At 57.9% G+C, this 5,016-nt stretch carries 6 protein-coding genes and 1 pseudogene; all 7 read left to right on the top strand.

Annotated features, from left to right (window positions below; all coding sequences use genetic code 11):
- Nucleotides 1–757, top strand: a 757-nt coding sequence (locus ACF8AM_RS06545) for a DeoR/GlpR family DNA-binding transcription regulator (protein ID WP_392554852.1), incomplete at its 5' end; no start/stop codon positions are given.
- Nucleotides 754–1,479 (top strand): phosphate propanoyltransferase, encoded by a 726-nt coding sequence (gene pduL, locus ACF8AM_RS06540; protein WP_392554851.1) that lies wholly within the window; start codon nucleotides 754–756, stop codon nucleotides 1,477–1,479. The genes ACF8AM_RS06545 and pduL, both read left to right, overlap by 4 nt.
- A 116-nt stretch (nucleotides 1,480–1,595) precedes the next feature.
- On the top strand, nucleotides 1,596–1,892 hold the full coding sequence (locus ACF8AM_RS06535) for a BMC domain-containing protein (protein WP_392554850.1): 297 nt from the start codon (nucleotides 1,596–1,598) through the stop codon (nucleotides 1,890–1,892).
- A 70-nt stretch (nucleotides 1,893–1,962) separates the two neighbouring features.
- Nucleotides 1,963–2,232 (top strand): BMC domain-containing protein, encoded by a 270-nt coding sequence (locus ACF8AM_RS06530; protein WP_007324357.1) that lies wholly within the window; start codon nucleotides 1,963–1,965, stop codon nucleotides 2,230–2,232.
- 83 nt (nucleotides 2,233–2,315) lie between these two features.
- Nucleotides 2,316–3,551 (top strand): annotated as a pseudogene (locus tag ACF8AM_RS06525) (acetate/propionate family kinase).
- 94 nt (nucleotides 3,552–3,645) lie between these two features.
- On the top strand, nucleotides 3,646–3,954 hold the full coding sequence (locus ACF8AM_RS06520) for a EutN/CcmL family microcompartment protein (RefSeq protein WP_007324359.1): 309 nt from the start codon (nucleotides 3,646–3,648) through the stop codon (nucleotides 3,952–3,954).
- A 53-nt stretch (nucleotides 3,955–4,007) separates the two neighbouring features.
- A partial coding sequence (locus tag ACF8AM_RS06515) for an aldehyde dehydrogenase family protein (RefSeq protein WP_392554849.1) occupies nucleotides 4,008–5,016 on the top strand: 1,009 nt, incomplete at its 3' end.

Raw genomic sequence — 5,016 nt, 5'->3', positions numbered from 1 at the left:
GGAAATGCTGGAAGAAGCCGGTTTGGCTCGCCGCACCCACGGCGGCGTCTACTGGACGGGCGATTCCGACACGATCAGTGTGTTCGAATCCCGGAACGACGATTTCTGGGCCGCGAAACAATCCATCGGCCGAGCCGCATCGGAATTGATCGCCGACCACGACACGATTTTGCTGGACGGTGGTAGCACGGTTTACGAATTGGCGCGTCTGATCATCCATCGACCGCTGCAGGTTGTGACGAATTCGCTGCCAGTCGCGCATTTGCTTTCCACCAGTGATTCAATCGACTTGGTCATGATCGGCGGCTGCGTTCGCGGTCGCACCTCGATCACGATTGGTCCGCTGGCGGATTCGCAACTGGCAAACATTCACGTCACCACTGCGTTCTTGTCCGTCGCCGGCGTTTCACCTCGCGGATTTTTCAACAGCGACATGATGCTGGTGGAAAGCGAAAAGGCGATGCTCGCCTCGGCTGAACGAGGCATCGTGCTGGCTGACCACAGCAAGTTCGGAAAAACCAGTTTGAGCCGAATTTGCGAATTGCATCAGATCGACACGGTTGTCACGGACGACGGGCTGGATTCTGACGCGAAAGCGTGGCTGGAATCCGCCGGTGTCCAACTACGCTTGGCCCAGTCCCCGTTGACTCAGTCATCGCAGACGCATTCACCGCACAAAACATCGACGCCGGCTCCGGCCGCGTCCCCATCGAACTCCTCCCCCACCCACTCCTTGAACAACGCGAACCTCACATGAGCTTGGCTGTCGATCGTTCACGCATTGAATCCCTCGTTCGCAACGCGATCCGTCAATCGGGCATGGCACCGCCAGCCCCGTCGGTCGCTTCCGCCGGACAACAACCTCTGGGTTGGGTCGATGGCAAACCGAACTTGCGTGTCAGCATTTCCGCTCGCCACTGCCACCTGACCGACGAGCATGTTGAAATCCTGTTCGGTCGCGGCAGCGTTTTGGAACCTGACAAAGACCTCTACCAAGATGGCTTCTACGCGGCCAAGCAAACCGTGATGGTCGTCGGACCTCGCAAACGAATGCTCCCCAGCGTTCGCGTGCTCGGCCCAACGCGTGGAGCCAGCCAAGTTGAACTGGCACTGACCGATTCGATCTCACTGGGCATCAACGCACCCGTTCGCCACAGCGGCAAAATCGACGGCACGCCCGGGTGCGTGTTGGTCGGCCCCGCCGGCAGCGTTCAACTCGAACAAGGCGTCATCCGCGCCGCTCGCCACGTGCACATGAACTTCGCCGACGCGGAGTACTACGGTGTTTCCGATGGAGACATGATGCAACTTTCCGTTCGCAGTCCTGACTGCAGCGTTTCGTTCGAAGACGTTTTGGTTCGCGCCGACAAAGCCGCCAAGTTGGAAGTTCACATCGACACGGACGAAGGCAACGCGTGCAACCTCGACGCTGCCACCAGCGTTGAACTGAAAAAATCAGGCTGTGCTTGCCAGCACTGACCCACTCCCTCAGACCGCTCGCCGGTGCCAGTTCGGCCCGGTGATTGAAACCGTTGGCAACCCGCCAACTCAAACCCTTTCACGTTTTCCCCTTTCCTTTTTAGGTATCTCAAAAGATGGCCAAAATCAGTGAAGCCCTCGGCATGATCGAAACCAAAGGTTTCGTTTCAGCAGTGGAGGCAACCGACGCAATGATGAAAGCCGCCAACGTTCAGTTCCTTGGTTGGGACAAGATTGGTGCTGGCTTGGCAACCGTGTTTGTCACCGGCGATGTCGCCGCTGTCAAAGCTGCCACCGATGCGGGTGCCGCAGCCGCCGGCCGCGTCGGCGAAGTCGTCAGCGTTCAAGTGATCCCACGCCCACACGGCGATTTGGAAAAGATCATGAAGCTGCCTTCGTCCAGCAAAAAGTGATCGAGCGACAGCAGCGTCTGTCACCCCGATTGTCTCCCACCTCACCAAAACAACTTTTAGAGAATCTCAAATGAACGATGCCATTGGTTTGATTGAAACGAAGGGCCTCTTGCCGTTGGTCGAAGCCACCGACGCCATGGCCAAAGCCGCCAACGTCGCTGTTGTCAAACGCGTCGACCTCGGTGGTGGCATGGTCACGACCGTCGTCAGCGGTGACGTCGGAAGCGTCCGCGCAGCCGTCGAAGCCGGTGCCGCCGCAGCCGCTCAAGTCGGTGAATTGGTCAGCAGCCACGTGATCGCTCGTCCAGCCGAAGGCTTGATGAACGCTTACTTCAATTGATCGCCGCCGTGTGATCCGGTTGCGACGTTCACAACCTGTTCACACACGCTGCGTGAAACCTCTTTCACAAGGACCGTGATTCGATGTTGATCCTCGTTGCCAATCTGGGCTCGACCAGTTTCAAGTACAAGCTGCTGGACATGTCCGGTGACTATGAATCTGCGAATGCCTCCCCCGACTCTCGCGTGCTCGCTCGCGGGGCCGTCGATCGCATTGGCGAACCCATCAGTCAATGCGAAGTGATTGTGACGCGATCGCATCAAGGCGAAACGTTTCGCGAAGAAACGCAGATGCCCGTGCCGGATCATGGCGTTGCTGTTCAAGCCTGCTTGGACCAACTGACCCATCCTGAAAACGGATGTTTGAAAGAGGCCAATGAAGTTGCCGCGATCGGTTTCAAAGCCGTTCACGGTGGACGCAAAAGTGGCACCTTCGTCGTCGATGACGAAGTGCTTGAAGCGATGGACGAAATGAGTGCCGCCGCGCCGGCGCACAACCCACCGTACATCGCTGCGATGAAACTGTTACGTCAACGTTTTCCGGAGCTACCGTTGGTCGCCGCGTTTGAAACCGAATTTCACGACACGATTTCGCCGGAGCGTCGCACCTACGCGATCCCTGCGGAATGGACGCGTGAGATGCAAATTCAAAAGTGGTGATTCCACGGTTCCAGCCACCGCTTCATTGCCGAACGTGCCGCGGAAGTCTTGGGTCGCGACGACGCCAAGATCATCTCGTGCCACTTGGGCGGAAGCAGTTCGCTGACCGCGATCGATTCCGGCAAGAGCATCATGACCACGATGGGCATGACACCTCAAACCGGCGTCCCACAGAACAACCGAGTGGGCGACTTCGACGCTTTCGCGATTCCGTTGATCATGGAACGGACCAGCCAATCGCTGGAAGAAGTCCTGCAAACACTGGCCAGCCAAGGTGGACTGAAAGGTCTCTCCGGCGGCATGGCGGATTTGCGTGACATCGAGTCGGCCGCTTCCGAAGGCAACGCCGACGCGAAATTGGCGCTCGGTGTTTACACCGAAGAGATCCGTCGACACCTCGGCGGAATGATGGTCGCGTTGGGTCGCTTGGATGCGATCGTGTTCACCGGAGGAATTGGTGAAAACAGCGACGTTGTCCGGGCCGCCGTTTGTGCGGGCCTGGAAGGTTTTGGCATCGAACTGGATGCCTCCAAGAATGACGGCATGCGTGGCGAAGGAAGCCTGCACACCGAATCCAGCAAAACTCAAATTTTGGTTTTGCCCACCAACGAAGAATGGATCGTGGCCAAGCGAAGCCTTCGCGCTCTCGCCGCCCAGTAGGCCAGGTCCCACCTGGCAAATGAATTCGCAGGTCAGGTTCCACCTGGTTTGATTCCAACGCCATCCAAACACATCACCTCAACCCACCACTCCCATGTTTCTAGCCCGCGTCACCGGATCGGTCGTTTGCACCCAAAAGGTTGCATCCATGACCGGTCACAAACTGTTGATTGTCGAGCCTTACCGGCTCGATGAGAAAACGCGTGCAAAGCTTTCCTCAACGGGACGCACTTTCATCGCGGTCGACACGTTGGGAGCTGGCGAAGGTGAGTTGGTGCTGGTGTGCCAAGGCAGCAGCGCTCGACTGACCCCCGAAACCAAAACACTTCCCATCGACGCGGTCGTCATCGGCTTGGTCGATTCCGTTCACGTGGATGCCAAAGAGGTGAAAGTCAGCACCTAGCCCGTGCGATCGCTTTCCCCATCCAATCCATCACCCCTCATTCATCTCTCATCATGCAACTCGACGAAAACACCATTCGCAGCGTGGTCGCACAAGTGCTCGCGGAAGTTGGACCGATGCCCAGTCTATCGGAGCACGGCGTGCCGGATTCGGCGAACGCCTTCGAAGGCAGCCACGGTATCTTCGGCAACGCATCGGATGCCGTCACCGCAGCTCGTCGTGCGTTCGAACAACTTCGCGAACGTCCGATGGAAGATCGCAAACGCGTGATCGATATCATTCGCAAGATCAGCATTGAGAACTGCGAAGAACTTGGCCTGATGGAAATGCGGGAAACGGGAATCGGCCGCCCCGAACACAAAATCGAAAAACTACGAGCTCTCGGCGAGCTGTCGCCCGGCACCGAGTTCCTGCAAACCAAAGCCTTCTCCGGCGACCACGGTCTCGCAATCATCGAACGAGCCCCGTTTGGCGTCATCGCCGCGATCACCCCGGTCACGCACAGCCTGCCAACGATCACCGGCAATGCGGTCAGCATGATTGCCGGCGGGAACGCGGTCGTCGTCAACCCTCACCCATCGGGTCGCTTGGTTGCCGTCGAAGGCGTCCGTCGTTTCAACGAACAAATCGCTCGCGAAGTCGGCATCGACAACTTGATCTGCGTGATCGCTGAACCAACGCTCGAAAGCGCTTCGGAATTGTTCGGTCACCGCGACGTCGCGTTGATCTGTGTCACCGGTGGTCCCGCCGTGGGACGTGCAGCACTGAACAGTGGCAAACGAGCCATTGTGGCTGGCCCAGGCAACCCGCCTGTTGTCGTCGACGAAACCGCCGACCTCGACAACGCGGCTCGCTGCATCATCCAAGGCGGTGCGTACGACAACAACTTGTTGTGCATCGCTGAAAAAGAAGTCTTCGTCGTCGATTCAGTCTTCGACGACATGATGGCAGCGATGCGACGTGCTGGAGCCGTTCAGCTCGACCAAGCCCAAATCGCAAAGCTGACTTCCGTTGCAATCACTCAAGTCGGTGACGATAACCACGACGCCGCAGCAAAAGACT

Source organism: Rhodopirellula sp. JB055 (assembly GCF_043100905.1).
GTDB lineage: Bacteria > Planctomycetota > Planctomycetia > Pirellulales > Pirellulaceae > Rhodopirellula.
This window is presented reverse-complemented; position numbering and strand designations above follow the sequence as displayed.